This is a genomic window from Ruminococcus sp. AF17-22AC, from assembly GCF_003460065.1.
In the GTDB taxonomy this organism is placed as follows: domain Bacteria; phylum Bacillota; class Clostridia; order Lachnospirales; family Lachnospiraceae; genus Blautia_A.
The window spans coordinates 19,826-36,501 of record NZ_QRXT01000006.1 but is presented as its reverse complement, the minus strand read 5'-3'; the positions used below and the strand labels follow the sequence as shown (position 1 = coordinate 36,501).

General features: G+C 43.2%; 8 protein-coding genes. All 8 read right to left on the bottom strand.

Features of this window, described 5'->3' with window-relative positions:
- Positions 1-46: 46 nt before the first annotated feature.
- The 8 genes from glnA to DWW86_RS10195 all read right to left on the bottom strand — a co-directional run bounded on the left by glnA (position 47) and on the right by DWW86_RS10195 (position 16,654).
- Positions 47-1,354 (bottom strand): type I glutamate--ammonia ligase, encoded by a 1,308-nt coding sequence (gene glnA / locus DWW86_RS10230; RefSeq protein WP_015543116.1) that lies wholly within the window; start codon positions 1,352-1,354, stop codon positions 47-49.
- Between the two features lie 117 nt (positions 1,355-1,471).
- A complete protein-coding gene (locus tag DWW86_RS10225; RefSeq protein ID WP_117942996.1) occupies positions 1,472-3,877 on the bottom strand; it encodes a transglutaminase TgpA family protein in 2,406 nt (801 codons plus the stop codon).
- Positions 3,874-4,884, bottom strand: a complete 1,011-nt coding sequence (locus DWW86_RS10220) for a DUF58 domain-containing protein (RefSeq protein WP_117942995.1) — start codon at positions 4,882-4,884, stop codon at positions 3,874-3,876. The genes DWW86_RS10225 and DWW86_RS10220 overlap by 4 nt, the downstream gene beginning before the upstream one ends.
- 3 nt (positions 4,885-4,887) lie before the next feature.
- Positions 4,888-5,826, bottom strand: coding sequence for an AAA family ATPase (locus DWW86_RS10215; protein WP_117942994.1), 939 nt, complete (start codon positions 5,824-5,826; stop codon positions 4,888-4,890).
- Between the two features lie 65 nt (positions 5,827-5,891).
- The gene (locus DWW86_RS10210; RefSeq protein ID WP_015543120.1) at positions 5,892-6,749 is read right to left on the bottom strand and encodes a class C sortase; all 858 of its coding nucleotides are present in this window, start codon (positions 6,747-6,749) and stop codon (positions 5,892-5,894) included.
- 266 nt (positions 6,750-7,015) lie between these two features.
- Complete coding sequence (locus DWW86_RS10205; RefSeq protein ID WP_181985340.1) at positions 7,016-9,100, bottom strand: SpaH/EbpB family LPXTG-anchored major pilin; 2,085 nt, start codon at positions 9,098-9,100, stop codon at positions 7,016-7,018.
- A 139-nt stretch (positions 9,101-9,239) separates the two neighbouring features.
- Complete coding sequence (locus tag DWW86_RS10200; protein WP_117942992.1) at positions 9,240-15,032, bottom strand: SpaA isopeptide-forming pilin-related protein; 5,793 nt, start codon at positions 15,030-15,032, stop codon at positions 9,240-9,242.
- 98 nt (positions 15,033-15,130) lie between these two features.
- The gene (locus DWW86_RS10195; protein ID WP_072520893.1) at positions 15,131-16,654 is read right to left on the bottom strand and encodes a response regulator transcription factor; all 1,524 of its coding nucleotides are present in this window, start codon (positions 16,652-16,654) and stop codon (positions 15,131-15,133) included.
- Positions 16,655-16,676: the final 22 nt, after the last annotated feature.

Below are 16,676 nucleotides of genomic sequence, written 5' to 3'. Positions count from 1 at the left end.
TTCCCCTTGTCTTATTCATCTCACTTACAGTATGTGTAAAGTCTCATTACAGTCGATACAGATATTCTGCGATTTCCCAGTCAGTTACCTGTCTGGTATATCTCAGCCATTCATTCTTTTTCGCTGCAACATACTGCCTGCAAAATTCCTCACCAAGTACTTCTTTTACCCATGAACTGGACTCAAAATAATCAATTGCTTCCTTTAATGTTTCCGGAAGATGTTCTGCCTGCTGATCCTGTGCCGCAAGATTTGATGATTTTGTCGGTGTAATCTTGTTTTTGATTCCGTCAAGACCTGCGGCAAGGCAGACTGCCAGTACCACATATGGGTTTGCAGAAGCATCAGGGCTTCGAAGTTCTACGCGGATTCCCTCTCCTCTGGTTACCGGAATACGGACCAGCGAATTTTGGTTATTCTCAGTCCATGTAAGTTCTGTCGGTGCATCATATCCCGGAACAAGTCGCTTATAGGAATTGACCAGCGGATTGGTGATCAGCGCCATTTCCTTGCTGTGTGCCAGAAGACCTCCTATAAAATAATATGCATCTTCACTGAGTTCTCCCGGACGGTCTGCGCATTCAAATACATTTTCCCCGTTTTTGATCAGAGAAAACTGGATGTGCATACCGGAACCATTTGCTTCTGTCTTTGGCTTCGGCATAAATGTGGCATGAAGTCCATGGCGTTTTGCCACAATACGAACTGCCATCTTAAAAGTTGTAATGCAGTCGGCAGTCTTACGAATCTCGCCATAACGGAAATCAATCTCATGTTGTGCTGGTGCAGCTTCATGATGGGAAGATTCTACTTCCATTCCCATATCTTCTAGTGTAAGTACCATATCTCTTCTGGCATTTTCCCCGAGATCCAGCGGACTGATATCCAGATATCCCGCCTGCTCATGTGTCACAGTCGTCGGATTGCCATTGTCATCGGTATGGAACAGGAAAAACTCACATTCCGGATCGATATAACAGGTATAGCCTTCTTCCTGTGCTTTGCCTGCCACGTTTTCCAGAATATATCGCGGGCTGTTTTTGTACGGTGTACCATCCGGAAAATACAGGTCACAGATCATTCTGGCTACTTTTCCCTGCTGTGGACGCCATGGCAGAATTGCAAAGGTATCCAGTATCGGGCTGAGATAAAGGTCTGAACCTTTCTCCATATCCATCCCCGCAATCTGTTCGCCGTTGATCATACAGCGATTATCTAACGCACGGGGAAGTTCCCGAGCCGTCACAGCGATATTCTTAATTGCCCCAAACATATCGGTGAACTGAAGACGAATAAATTCTACGTCTTCCTCCTCAACCATCTGCAATATTTCCTCTCTGGTATAATTCCCCATAGTATTCTCTCCTTATATTTGAAAAATAAATAAAAAAAAGGGCGTACTTTCGGAAGGTTACCCTCCAAAAGAACGCCTTTGTTCATGCAGGTATTATAGCAACCGACATGGTCTTTGTCAACGTTTTTTTCCACGTACGGACCGCTTTATCTGCCGGCAGAGCTGACGCATCCACAGACGCTCCTCCTCAGTCACCGGTTCATTTCCATAGCTTGCCCTCAGGATCAGTTTCTGAAGTCTGTTGCCATCTTCCTCCGTAAATACAGGACAGAAATCCCTGATAAAGCGAATCGTTCCGCCATCTGCCGCCGTGCAGTCCTTCGACATGCCCTTTTTGTACAGAATACGACAGATATAGCGATAAATCGCCCTCACCGCCTCTGCCGGATCTTCTCCCACTCCGTAACGAGCCCTATGTGCGGCACGGATCTTTATTCCGCTTCCGAGAACAAGCATCAGCAAGCACAGTACAGCGCATAACTTCAGAATATCTGCAAGGTGTCCTGTGAACCACCCAGCAATACGGACTGCAAAACCGGATACACTGATTTCTTCCTCTTCCGTCTCCGTCTTCGCTTCCTCCGGAACACGGTCACTCTGCTCTTTCTCTTCTGTCTGGTCAACAAACTCTGTTTCCATACCCGGTGTCACTTCCACCGGAGTCCATCCGAGAAACGGCTGATAGATCTCCACCCAGGTATGCGCATTGTCATCCTCCAGAACGGCAGTATAAGTCTGGTCAGCATTTTCCGAAAAAAGCTCCTGTGGTGCCACATATCCCACCACATAACGCGCCGGAACGCCAAACATACGGAACATCATCGTCGCAGCCGCCGCAAAATGCATACTGTAGCCTTCCTTTGTGTCATAAAGAAAAGTCTCCACAAAATCCTGACCGTCCTTCAGCTTATCCGTATCTGTCTCATAGCTACAGTCACGAAGAAGTCTTTTTACCACATACTTGCGAATCTCTTCATACTCATCTGCAACTGCCCAGTCCGGCATCTCTGCACCCGTCTCAGATTCTCCCCAGTGATTCTCTTCCTTCGCTTCCGCACATTCCTTCTTCAGCCTTTCAAGCCCTTTTTCCGGAATCTGAAGATCATAGGTACTGCAAAAATTCCGATACGATTTTTCCGTATCATTCAGCACACCGGAAGTATCCTTACCGTCACGATAGCTTTCCAGGATTTCTTTGGCATTGCTTCTCCAGTAGCAGGAAAAAATATCATCCTGCCTGCTCTGTCCGCACACTGCCCCATCCCCGTTGCTGATCTGATATACATCATTCAAAAAAGCATCATATGGAACATATGTGTACTCCGGGTTGGCATTCAGGTTTTCTACGGTGATCTGGTTCACTGCACTCTCCGACTCCCCGGCATTCTTTCCTGACGACTGCTTCTCATAATACATCGTCCTCAGAAAAGGAAGATTCTGTATATAGATTGAGGAATCCCCGTCTGTTTTCCAGACAGCCGCTGCATTCTGAAAGTTTTCCTCCGCTCCCGGCTCAAAACTGTTCCCTGTATAAGTCTCACCGATATATCCTCTCAGATAGACAGTCTCCGAAGGTCTCTGCACACTGGTCACTTTCAGGGCATCCACCCCGGTAAAAAACACACCGTCTGTCGTTCCGAGTTCTCCGTTGTCCACCCCTCCGGCGATTCCTTCCAGAGAGAGCTGCAGATTTCCCCCTGAAATCTTCGGTAGAAAACTCCACAGAGACTGCAGGAGCCGATTCTGTATTCTTGTCGTGCCTCTTTGAATTGCCGGGATCTCCGCTCCTGCCAATGGCATGGAAATACACCATGACGGAACAGATACGACCACTGCAGTAAGAAGTGCCGCCAGCCCCGCTTTCCATCCGCAGAAATGGCTCCGCCCTGCTGTGAACAAAAGCAGAATACTCATTGCCAGAAAATACATCCAGAGATTTCCCGGCCTGCCTCCGGCAATCATCATCAGTGCGACCAGCGGAAACAGTACGGAAAGGATCAGAAGCCAGTTCCTCTTTCTGACAATTCCAGCCCCCAGAAGCCCCGTCACCGGAAACAGTACAGGCAGCCAGAAGATCACCATATCACCGCTTCCCTTTACTCCATACAGCCTCATGTTTCCATGATAGACCTGATTGATCCTGCTCATCACAAAATCAGCTGTCTGATAAAAGCCTGCGGTGATCCTGTTCTGCAGCACAAAACAGACTGCCATATAAAGGATCACGATTGCGAGAAAGCCATAGATTCTCTTCGAGTCCAGCCTTCTGTCCGCATAAAACCATCCGAAAAACAGGCTGAACAGAAAAATTCCCGGTATCAGAAGCCACAAGCTCTCATCCCTTATCGAAAACGCTGAAACCAGACTTCCGGCAAGAACTCCGACCGCCCCAAAAAGCACCAGAAAAGACAAAAACATTCCGCCTTTCTCTGTCTGCTTCTTTTCTGACCGAGGGACGTACCCTGAATCCAGGATAAGCACCTCCATATTGTTCTGTTCCTTCTGTGTCTGTTTTTTTCTCATAAACGTCCTTCACCTTCCGGAAAATATCGCTGTATCCGTCCGTCCATCGTGATTCTGACACCGCCATGCTCCGGCACCAGAACATTGTCGGATATTCCCTGACAGATTCCCGGAATACACTCCAGTGCCTGATAAAAAGCTTCCTTGCCGTTCACCTCGAAATGCAGGGCTTCCTTCGTTCCCTTTTCCATCCAGACATATTCAAACAACTGCTCCTTCTCAACCAGCGCATTTCCCAGAGATGCCGCAAGGTCCAGAAACTCATCCAGCTGATCCGGCGTTGTTTTTTCTTCCGTCCCGCCCGATGTATCCAGATAAACACTGACCATCCGACCGGCAGGCATGCTGAATTCCTTTACAAGAAGTTCATCTTCCTTGGCACTGAGCTTCCAGTGGATATTTTTGAGCATATCTCCCTGATGGTAATATCTCGTATCAAAAATCTCCTGACTGTCAGTACCTGCCCTGGCTGCATTTTCGTTGTCTTCCTCTTCCCCGTAAAATCCCTGTACTGTTTCCTCGTCCATCGGATGGATCCTGGGGATGACTGCGATTGTCCTGGCAAGAGAAGGAATCCTGATCTTTGCCGAAAAAAGTCCAAGATAGTCGAATACTCTGAGCTCTGTCACACCGACTCTGAAAAAACCGCAATGTACCGGTTCCAGAAAAATCTGCCACGAATCCCTGCTCTTTCTGTCTGCCGCAGTGTGCCGGATGATCCTGCCTGCGCCTGTGACATCCATCACGATCTGGATATCTCCGACCGGAAAAACCGTCGAGTTCTCGATCTCAAGAATAAATTTTTCCCGCTCGCCTCTGGTGACTGCAGAACTTTCCGTCTTCGCCGATACGCGAAGCTTTCCCGCCACATACCATACACCGGCTGCCATACACACTGCAAAAAGAAGCTCAAAAACCAGCAGAAAAAAAGCAAACTCTCCCCTGCCGGCTGCTGCCGCCCACAACGTAGCCAGCACCAGTACCATATATATGATCTTACTTTTCATACCTTATCTCTCCGGCCGCGGCTGTCTGACAGATTTCAGAATCTCCCCGATGATCTGCTTCTGGTCTCCCTGACTTAACTTCGCCCTCGCACTGCATTTGAGACGATGCACTGCAGCCGCTGGAAAAACCTCCGCCACATCCTGCGGCAGTACAAATGTACGGTCCTGCATATATGCGCTGGCTTTTGCCATCCTGGTCACTGCTATGGCACCACGGGTACTCAGTCCCAGAGACACCAGTTCATGTGAGCGCGTTGCATTTACAAGATCCACGATATATCGACAGACCGTCTCATGGACAAAAATCTCCGAGACTTCTCTTTGCATCCGGGCGAGATCATCCGCAGTGATCACAGCCTTTACATCCTTCATTGCCCCAAACCCGGACTGCTTCATCAGAATCTGCACTTCATCCTGAATATCCGGATAGCCCATCTCAATACAGATCATAAAACGGTCCAGCTGAGATTCCGGAAGTCTCTGCGTTCCGGCAGACCCGATCGGGTTTTCTGTCGCAATGACGATAAACGGATCCGGAACATTCCTTGTCACACCATCTACGGTGACCGTTCCTTCCTCCATAACCTCCAGAAGCGCTGACTGCGTCTTGGCAGAAGTTCGGTTGATCTCATCTGCAAGAAACAGGTTGCACATCACCGCTCCGGGCTGATAGACAAATGCCTCTTTTTCCTTGATAAACATGGAAAATCCGACAATATCCGACGGCAGTACGTCAGGAGTAAACTGAACACGGTTCTGTGTCAGGTTCATTGCCCTTGCAAAAGCAAGTGCCATGGAGGTCTTGCCGACCCCCGGGATATCCTCGATCAGAATATGACCGCCCGCAAGAATCGCCGTCATTACCTGACGGATACATTCATCCTTGCCGAAAATCACCTTACGGACCTCTCTCATGATCTCTTCTGTTTTTTTATTTTCCATTTTTCACTTTCTCCTGTCTTTCTCAGTATCATCACGATTCACGCTGACCCTGGGTCAGAGTGCTTTTATCCTTTTTTCTTCTTATCATGGTGCCTCTTTATGAGGATCAGTAAAATGATCACACCTTCTGTCACTGCCACACCTGCCATCATAAACAGGAACCATGGCCATACATCTACCACTCGCTTCGCCATTGCCGCCGGGCGGATCTGCGAAACTGTTTTTGCCTTCTCCTCCCCTGTATACGGCACACGGTGTCCTCTCACAAGAAGGCGGTATGTATTGACAGCATACGGTGTGCAGGTGACAAGCGTCACATAATCCTTTCCTTCCACAATATCCAGATCCGAAGTATCCTCCGGATCGACCACCTTGATCTGATCAACTTCATACGCAAGTACCTCATCCAGCACATGAATATAAAACTGATCTTTTTTCTGTACCTTGTCCATATCTGTAAAAAGCTTGGCATCCGGAAGTCCTCTGTGCCCTGTCAGCACACTGTGTGTGCTCTCTCCTCCCAGCGGAAAAGAAGTCTCCGGAATGTAGCCAACTCCCTTGGCCAGAACATCCTGTGATGTACCTTTATATATAGGAAGATTTACATTGATCACCGGCACGGTCAGATAGCCGATCACATCTCCGATATCCAGCATATCCACATGACTGGTGCCTGTCTGCTGCTCACCGATAGCATCCTGAGTAACTGCATTTCCAAGCTGTTCATTATACTGCTGCATGGCTTCCTTTACCGCATCGATCTTTTCTTCATCCATGTCTTTAATCTCATCATTGTACTCCGTGATCGCCTGCGAAGCATGCTTCTGTGCGAGTATATTGCTGATAGTCGGATATAATGCGAGCGAGATTCCCGCAAAGATCAGGATCATACTGAAAATCGTCGTAAGCCTTGGTTTCTTCATGACCTGTAGTTCCTTTCCCTGTGATAGCCGGGGCTTTTGACCCTGCCTCTCATTTGTCTTATATGAAGCGGCCTGAGCTGTTTTTCAGACAACTTCATATAAGGCAAATAAGACACACCCACACTCTGCCTTGCGGCAGAGTGACGAGTCTGTCCTGTAGGATTTATTCAAAAAGAGGATTTATGGTAGCTAATTAATGAATTCATGTAACTGTTCAGTACCCTCACAGTCACGAGTCAAAATGCTCTTTAGTCGTTCCTCAATTCTTATTTCACAGTTTTCTTTCTGGATGCGCCGATGATCAGAACACCTGCGAATGCAAGGGCAACACCAAGAGCTGTGATAGCGATTGTACCCATACCACCAGTTACAGGGAGAACAAAACCTTTCTTATTAACAATGGTTTGAACACCTGTAAAATTAAGTCCAGTGTTAGAAGCATCTTTGTCATATTTGAATGTTGCACTGGTTTTCTCACGTTTTACCAAATGCCAAGCGCCATTTTCATCCTTCCCAAATGTAGATGTAGTTGTCCATTCAGTTTTATACTGCACATTTAACTCTTTAATTTCTACCGGTTTTGTAAGAAGATTGTATCCTTCTGGTGCCTTTGTTTCTATTACATAATAGTAACCTGCTTCAAGTTTGTCTGCTTCAAAGGTTGATATATTTTCATCCGTCCATTCCTTAACTTTTGTACCATTTTTAATTTCAGTTTCTGAAGTCAAACCTGCATTATCACATTTATACAGTGCAAAATTTGCACCTTTCAATTCATTACTGTCTTTGTCTGTTTTCTTAATTGTAAATTTAAATGTATAGACAACTGCCTTGTCCTCGATATATGCATGATCCTGTTCTTTTCCCGGATTTGGTTTATCTGTTTCATTGGATTTCGGATAAATTCCGTTTGAATAATCCAGTTTTACAGTGTTTGGATTGCCATTAACTGTTGTAGCAGCATTATTTGTTAATTTTGCGTTGTAGTATACATAAATATCCTTATTTGCATAGCCTGCAAAAGCATCTGTTACTTTGCTCGTACCTGCCTTAATAAAATCTAAAATAAATCCATCGTCATTTTTAGTAATTTTATAATCTGTATCTTTAATAAGATTATTAATTTCCTGTGTACATTCTTTATTACTATACAGTTTTATAGTATTTAAATCATCTATAATATTCTCTGGTGTATCTGTAATTTTGAATGTATTAAGTTTTGCAATATTTCCCGGTACAGATACTTTTACACGATATTCAATTTCTTTATCTGCTTTTGTATCCGCATCTTCTTGCCAATTATTATCTTCTTTTACTTTCTTTTCGACATCAGGTCTTTCGTTCTTTACTGTTATAATAGCGGACTTCTTATTCTCGACACCTTCACTCAGTGTATAAGTTAAATACTGTCCATCGCTTGTAATATTACCATTATTCTCAATCGTAAACTCATATGCAATAGTTCCATCCATAATATAACCATTATCTGCACTTACCTCAAAAAGTCGGTAAGAACCATTTCCAAGTCCAGTAATAGACGCTCCCTGAGTAAACTGTGTAGCTTTATCAAACTCTGCGACATTATAATCGTAAGATTTTGTTGTCTCATTTAATAAACTAGTATCTTTCACATATTTCCATGTAGTACCATCTTTTTTCTGAAGTACGAATTGCGCATTTGCATCAATTGGGTCACCTGCAGCATTAACCTTGTTTATAGTAACACCCGCTTCAGTTTTTACATTTTTCGGATATACTGTTACATCATAAATCCATTTTGTTCCACCATCTGGTTTTTTATCTGTCATCGGAACTGAAACAACAAATTCTGCTGGTGTAGATGAGATATTTGCTGGTGTTTTTGTCTCTTTCACATAATAGTATCCAAGTTCAAGTGGATTTGTTTCATTATTTTTCCCAAATACAGCTATACCCTTTTCGTTTGTTGTTTGTATAGCATCTGCTGTTTTATCTCCAACCAGAGCTCGTGCCCTTGTCACATCTGTTGTGTTACCGACAACTTCAAATTTTTGATTTGTCTTTCCTTCAATGGTTACATTTCCATCAATGTCTGCAACTCGCCAAATTGAAAACTCTGCTCCTTCCAAAGGAGTTGCCTCGCTTGGAATCTCTTCTCCCGCTTCTCCTGTTCCTTCTTTAAGAGTATCCGGCTGACTATTTGTAAAATAATACTTATGGATTGTCAATGATCCTTTCAGTGATGTATCAATTGTAGCAGCAGTCATTTTCGGTGTATTTGTCTCTTCTGCTGCAAATGCAGTTGCTGACATGCTGCCCAGCATCATTGCGCCGGCAAGGATACCGGCAAGGAGTTTTTTGAATTTCTTCATACTCATTTCCTCTCTTTCTCTTTCTCTTTCTTCATTTCCTTTTCCATTTGGTTTTTAAGATACCTGGGAATTGTTTCGTGCATTGCACGCCACAACCCTGGTATCATATATTGAATCATCTGTCTGCTTCTTCAAGCGGTCAGGAAGTTTTGCCCTCCTTTCTCCGCTTTTGTAACAACAGATACATGATTATCACAGTTCCGGCGATGATCGCACCGGTAAAGCCAAGGATCAGTCTGCTCCAGCTTCCTGTTGCCGGCAGCTGGAATTTTGCCTGGTTGGCAACCTTAATCGTTATGGTATTATCTGAAATCTTATCAAACACATCAGTTCCATCTACTGTGATGGAATTTCCTATTCTGTTGATCACAACAGTGATCGGTGATTTCAAAAGATTGTATCCTTCCGGAGCTTTTGTTTCTGTGATCCGATAGGTTCCATCTTCCAGATTTTTAAATTTTGCAACTCCAAGTTCTTCATTTTCTTTACCCGTTGTAACAGTCTGTACTGTAATAGTTCCATCGGCAGTCAGTTTTTCAAGCTTAAATTCTGCCCCGCCAAGTTTCACCTGATTCTCTCCTGATGTTCCTGCCTTTATCTTCAGAATCTGAATGTCTGTTAACGGCTGATAGGTATTGGTAATTCTTGCAAAACCATTATTATCTTCCCCATAAGAAACCTTAAACATACTCCGTTTCCCGCTAGCGTCCGTGAACTCGATGCAGCCTCCATTTTCCACAGGTGTTACTTTTGTCACTTTTCCATCTGCATCTTTTGTCAAGATTACCTCAACGATACGATACTGCCATGCAACCTGTTCCTGTTGTGTCTTTGTATAGTCCACAAATTTATCCAGGTCTTTAAACGATGTTTTCCATTCTTCAGTATAAATGTTATATGTCAGCTCTGTATAAATGCTGTTGTTATAATCTACTGCCTCCCATGTGGCTGTTGTGGATGTATCTGACGACCTTCTCTGCAGCTGGACATAAATCTTCTCTGGAAGTGTTCCTGTATAAGTTTCACCTGCTGCTGTTTTCCAGAATTTTTCCACAGACAGATTTACCTTTGGTTTTTTCGTATTTTTAAACACTACTTCTGCCTGTTTCTTATCTGTATTGATATCTCCATGAAGCACTGTCGTTCCTTTTTCCTGCGGCACTCCATTCAGACAAATACTGTCAAGGGTGGAACCATCAGACGTCTCAGTTTCTTCGATCGTAAAGAAGGTTCCGATTGGAATTCCTGTGATCTCCTTCGTCTCGTTTAGATTAAGCTGTACCGTCTGTACGATTGGCTCTTTCTCCAGTCCTGCACCACCCACATTGGTAAATGTAATCTTGAATGTATAGGTACCATTCAGCGAATCATCTGCCGGACTGTATGCCGGCGATTTTGTGAGTTTCAGTGAACCTGTCTTGACTTTGTTGTAAAAGACTGCCTTCAATTTGGTTAAAGTCGTAGTATCATCCGGTTTCGCATAAGAACGGAATACGAAGGTATCCTCCGGTACTTTTTCTGAAGTATTCTCTGAAGGTTGTTTTTTTGGTCTATCTCCATCATACTTGTTATTTTCCTGAGGGTTCTTTCCTTCGGCATCAGTCAAAACTATATTTTCTTTTCTTCCATCATTGACGGAGAGCCCTTTCACCTCATTGAGGCTGCTCACGTCGCTTCCATTTGTTACAGTTCTGCCTGCTCCCATGGAAGTCACCGACTGTCCATTCTCAAACATGGTCCAAGTCGTATCAAACAGATTTGGATCGACTTTTTCTTTCAGGTAAATATAACTGCCTCGACGGAACTGATCTCTGAATGTAATGGTTTCCTTATCCCGCAATACAAAGCTTCCATCATCCTCAATTGCATAGGCTCCTGACTTTGCAGAAGAAGTGTACACCGCACCTTTTGGATTTTCCAGATTACCTGATTTGGCTGAACCATAGTCCGCAATATCATACTGCTTCGTCGCAAATCCAGTAGAAGCTGTCAGTTCTGCTGTCGGACGGAATATAAAATTCTTCAGATAAATATCTCTGGGATAGTTATAACCAAAACGGATTTTTTTCAAGTTGCCAAAGCCTTTAATTCCTGACAATTTTGTGAGATCCAGTTTTACAGTTATCCACTTTTTGCTTGCAACGGAAACAGTACCATAAGTTCGTCCGGAAAGAGTTTCCTTATCCAGACAGCCTGCTGTATTACCACTTGAATCTTCCAATTGCAGATACATATTTGACAGTGATGGTGTGTCATCGTAATCGTAATAGAACTTAAATTTCAGATACTGCATATTGGAAATATCTAACGGATCGTTTAAAGTCAGTTCTCCATATCGCTGTGACCGACAAGTACTTTCCACGTCCTGTTCTTTCGCATACCAGTGAACGGAATCTTTAAATCCCTCATTTGAAGCTTTTTCAAATATATTACCGGTATCTGGTACCGGAGCAACGGTGTAAGCCAAATCACTGATCTTCACCGGTGCTGTTGTTGTGGCTGAAGCAGCTTTTTCTCCATAATGTGTTGCAAGGTTCTTAATTTTGAAATCAAACAGGTCTGTATCTTTGAATAAGTCTTTGAACAAGGCATTTACGTCTGTAGCATCTACCTGTTTCTCCACCTGAAGCTGGTTCTCATCCGGGAAGTTGAAGGTAACCTTCATATTAGATTCCCAAAGTCCACGCTCCATGTAGAACATGGTCAGTGTATGTTCTTTTTTGTAAAAATCCGAACCATTTATTAAAGATTCCGGAAAATCTGTTATTTTATTATTCGTAAATCCGCCGCCTGACTGATTCTTTACTTTACTTACCCAGGCTTTCTTGTCTCTGAAATTGATACGACCGGATACAACATCATGATCACCGCCCACATCAAGAACCAGCTGGTCATCTATGAATACCCATACATCATCATCACCTGAAAAGTTGAATTCTATCGGAACTTTTTCATTACTTGTAGTTGTAACTGTTCCATCCTGTGTCAGACGAAATTTAAGCTGAAGTTTCTGTCCAAATCCATAATTCAGCCTACAGGCATATCCACTCTCTGATGAGTTTAAAGGAAAATAATTTCCATCTGCTGTGGCTGGATGTCCACTCTCTACTGTCTGACCCTTTACAATGTCATTCGTTGACTGCAGAAAATATCCATTCGAGGAATCATATTTCAGACGAAGATTTTTGTTTGAGTTAGTTTGATCTGCACTGTCAAAGCACCAGTAGTCAACGGTTCCTGCCTTTGAGGTATCAGCAGAACTGGTCAGTGCTTTTTTTATAAAGGGAAAAGTAACATTATGGTATACATTTCCCAGGACTGTATGCTTACTGTTATTGCCTTTCAGAAAATCTTCATTAAAGAATGGAGCGATCGCACCTCCTGCCAGTGTCAGCGATCCACTTGCCAACTGTGCTCCACTTAAGCCCTGTGTTGCATTCTGTCCTTCCTGTTCTATTTTCTGTCCGTTACTATCCCACATTGAGTTGTTCTCATAAAAAAACTTGTTTTTTTCATTTTCTGAATATCCATATAGATTTAAAGTTCCTGCAATCTCACTATAATGAGAACCGGTAAAGTTCTGGAAGTTTCCCCAATAAAGCGGATAGGTTACATTATTTTGTTTATAATATGTACTTAAAGCCTGATTAAACTGTCTGAACGGCTGATAGATTCTGTGACTGGCAATATCTACTAACTTATATTCATCACGGTTCTGTCCGTTCAGCTCATAGTCTGTATAATAATCGTACAGGGTAGTATCTACATACAGAGTATTGGAATCCCTGGTGAAAGTCCCCTCTGGCACATTGACAACCGTCTTTTTCTTACCACTCTCCGCATCTCGGAGGCTGCCTTTCTCACCCCAGTATCCGCCGCGGTTGCCGCCTTCGTAGATCACATCGTCGCTGTCATCGCCAAAATAACATGGATTTTTCAGGTTTTCTGGAATGTTCTCCAGTTTTGTTCCGGCACCATTCTTCGAAATAGTTTCATTTTCCACTGCATATCCTGCAAAACGGATTTTTGTATAAACTCCGGAAAGACTAACACTCCACAGATCTGAATCTTTCACAGGTGTCATCTCACCATAAACTGGATCCTTTCCATTCTCTTTGGTGGCATAGTAGTAAACCTTTGAATTACTATCACATGGAATTCCTTTGCCATCATTTCCACTGCTTCCTGCATAAGACATCTTTGACAGGGTCGCATCGTAATAAACGGTTCTCTCTCCCAGCACTCCCCAGGTGGATTCTTCAGGTGTTCCGGCATATTTATAACAGTCCATGGAGCCGGCTGCAAAAAGGAAACTCTCAACATCCTCTTCGTCTGCTCCCTGACCGTAAAAGTTTGAGTAAGTATCACCTAATATCTTTCCCGATGCATCCTTAAACTGTACATACGAACATGCCGCTGCTGGGATCGTTACTGAGAAACCCTTCTGAATACCTGTCATCAGAACAGGGTCTCCTACCTGCTGTGGCTTTCCATCTGCATCTTTCTCGTAAAAGACTGCCTTAACTGCATTCAGAGATTCTTCTGTATTATTCTCAAAATACATGGTTTTTCCGGCGAAGAAAGTGTGATCATTCAATGGATCATACCACACGTTGCCCCAGGCTCCGTTATCGTCACCATTTGCTATATAGAGATTTGAGCCATTATTCTGAGTGAAAGATAAATCCATTCCACTCGGCATCCATTTTTTTTCTCCTTCATTCGGATTATCTAAAGTAAATTTAAAGCTATTGTTTTCGCCAACAATATCAGGAGTAAGCTGAATCCGAAATCTTCCATCATTTCCTTTTGTCATTGGTTTCTTATTCCAACTCTGCCCCGAGACTCCATAATTGATGGATACCTGTGCATTATCGAACTTCCAGCTAGTAGTTTCCTGCACATCCAGGAACAACCAGTCTCCAGCCTTCAAAGGCCTTGCTTCCCCCACATCCTCGGCTGCCAGTTCTTCCATCTCCACCAGAGCATCATCTTCCGTTTCCTGCTCTGCCTGGCTGTTCCAGATAAGTGTAAGTCTGCTTTCCTCTTCGTTCAGTGAAATCTCTTCGTCGGTTCCTTCTGGCTCACGGAACATTCTGGCTCTGAGTTTTGCCTGGAAATCATATTCTTCGGCATCTGTTGTATAAGTGAAAGATGCCTCAAACGCTGTACTTCCACCAGACGGTACTTCATATTCCAGATAATAAGCTGCAATCTGATAATTACCGTCTTCGTCAAATACATAATCGCCATCTTCATCCAGCTGGTATTCCGTAACCGGTGTGACTGTGAGAGGTTCATTCTGGTTTAGGGCTTCCGGGAGCTGAACCGGATCCTCTGCGATCTCCTGTGTACTCTCTCCACTTGAAAGAGTGATCTTAAGGTCTGTCACCGGAGTTTCATTCTGTGCATCTGTCAGATAAAGTCTGACTTTTGCCGCCTCCTGTCCCTCTGGAACGCTTGAAGAAATTTTTGCTTTGTGTACCTCTCCCTGTGCCAGCTCTGTGTTTTCTGTCTCGTCTGCCTTCTGAAGAACTGTCACAGCGGAAGCAGAATCTGGACTGACATTTTCTGTATTGCTTGTGTCTTCACAGGAAAAATCTTCAATACAGTCTACACTGTCTGCTTCGTTATTTTCCGAACCTTCCTCGGCGGCTGTTTCACTTCCGAAATTCTCTTCAGGTTCCTCTGTTGTTTCAAAAAAATCTTCTGTTGTATCTGAGAAGTCTTCTGTTGTATCTGAGAAGTCTTCTGTCGCTCTTGAGATGTTTTCTTCGTTTTCACTTGCCGGAATAGTTTCCTCAGATATTGGTACCATATCAACAAATTCAGTTGACGATCCTTTCACCAGATCTGTAATTCCCGGCGATGACAGTATTACAGCAACAGTTGCCAGAGCTGCTGTTATCTTATGCCACTTGCGCTTCTTCATCCTCTCACCCTTCCCTCAATATTGCTTTACATCTTTTTCAATTATGTGTATATTCACATAATTTCCTCACTGCATTTTTTAAATATTATTTCATTTTTTCACATGGTTTCTCTCTGAATCTCATTTTTTCTAAAACGATCCGGACTGCATCCATAGTATTCGCGGAAGCTCTTGCAGAAATACGATGGATTCGTAAATCCTGTTTCCGCACAAACCTGTACAATCTTTTTATTTGTTGTACACAAAAGCTCCTTTGCCTTTTCCAGTCTGAATTTCCTGATGAACTGAGCAAGACCTTCGCCTGTCTCTTTCTTAAAAATATAACTCATATAGCCCGGTGACAGGTACACTTCCGCACTCAGGAATTCAAGATTTATGTCTTCCTGATAATGTGCATAGATATAGCTTTTTACTTTTTCAACTTCACTCCTGTTACTGTTTTTGACAGAAAACAGTTTTTGCTCAAAAAGATGTATCGTCTCTTCCAGTGCCTCTGCAACTTCCTGAATATTTTCTACATGAAACATTTTTTCAATGACATTTGAATATTTTTCAACCGGATAATCCATCTGCGTATACATGCTCTTGATCAGATTAGTGCATACGAAATTCATATAAATATAAGAAAATCCTGCTCCATATTCCTTATATTTCATAAACTTGTTGTAATGCTCCCACAGATGTGCAATATCATGAAGCCTGATATCTTCTTCCATTTTTTCGACCATTTCAAGAGGAAGCTCATAATTCTCTTTGTTTTCCCAGTTTGTATCCGGCATAAAAATCCACTGATCGGCTCGGTAATACCTGTTTTCCATGAGACTTTCCAGTTCTTTCATTCCCTGTGGAATTGCCTCTTTCCCTTCGAGCTGACTGGAAACTGCAATATAAATCTGTCTGCCGCAGCTTTTTTCAACAAACTCAAATATATGTTTCGCAAGAATCTGAAAATCTACTTTAACATTCTGTTCAAAACAAAGGATGGAACTGTCCGAGTCATAATTCAGATAATGAAATGAAAATGGAAGTTCTTCTGTCAGCATCTGTTCAAAATCGCCGTCATAGTTCTCAAAAAAGCCATCCTCACCATTCAGCAGCAACATTCTTCCGGTTCTGTTCCACCAGGAAACATCCAGAATTTTCATTGCATCATCCATAATTTCAGATTTTCCATTATGGATAAATTTATGCAGAAAATACTGCCCAAGAAACTCCTGTTTTTTCTGCATTGCTTCTTCGTTCTGTTTCTTTTTATCCAGATATGACATGACACTATCCATGACATTTTTAAATTCCTGTGGATCTACCGGTTTCAGGATATATTCCAGCACGCCATTGCGGATTGCTTCTTTAGCATAATTAAAATCACTGAATCCACTGAAGATCACAACTGCCATATCTGGATTCATAATTTTTGCCTGGCGTGTAAGCTCAATTCCATCCATAAATGGCATCCGGATATCACTCAGCAAAATCTCCGGTTTTTTTTCTTTCAATATTGTTAATGCTTCTTTTCCATTCACTGCCTCCAGAATTTCAAGATTATAATTTCCCATCTGGAGAAGAGCTGCGATTCCTTCTCGTTCGATTCTCTCATCGTCAACAATCAGAACGCTTCTCATTTAGTCTACCCCCCCCCCCCCC